The following is a 530-nucleotide window of genomic DNA, read 5'->3' as shown; positions in this document are numbered from 1 at the left end:
TGTCTCATAGAAGAACGAATCGGGTAAACGGCTTCCGCTTTGAGAGTTCTATGCATTCTCTCGTGTCTTCCGTTCTCTTGAGGTTTTCCCGGACGAATCCTCTCCGGAAAGATTCCTAACTTGATCCACCAAGTGGAGAGTAAGGAAAGTCCTGAACCGGCCGCAAAAGGAATTCCATTGTCCGTTCTGATCGCATTCGGGAGTCCGTATTCTCGAAAGCATCTTTCGAATTCTCTCTTCGTCTCGTAAGTTCTTGTCCCTGAGAGCCCTTTGCAACAAAGTAAGAATCTACTGAATCCATCCGAGATCGTAAGAGGATAACAGCGGATTCCGTCCCTCAACTTAAAATCTCCTTTGAAGTCCGCACACCAGACCGCATTCGGATGGTCATATCCCCGAAACGGTTCCGAAGGAGGAATCACTCCTCGTTTTCTCTTTCTGGGTTTTACAAAGCCTCTTTTTTGGAGAATGTTTCCGATCGTGCTCGCAGAAGGCCAGATGATCTCGGGATTACTTCCTTCTAAGATCAC

At 47.2% G+C, this 530-nt stretch carries 1 protein-coding gene; it reads right to left on the bottom strand.

Annotated features, from left to right (window positions below):
- The coding region (locus DLM75_RS24075; RefSeq protein ID WP_147456709.1) for a DDE-type integrase/transposase/recombinase at positions 1-530 on the bottom strand (530 nt) is incomplete at both ends.

The sequence above is a fragment of the Leptospira stimsonii genome (assembly GCF_003545885.1).
GTDB lineage: Bacteria > Spirochaetota > Leptospiria > Leptospirales > Leptospiraceae > Leptospira > Leptospira stimsonii.
The sequence above is the reverse complement of the archived record's forward strand: the minus strand, read 5'-3'. Positions and strand labels throughout refer to the sequence as shown.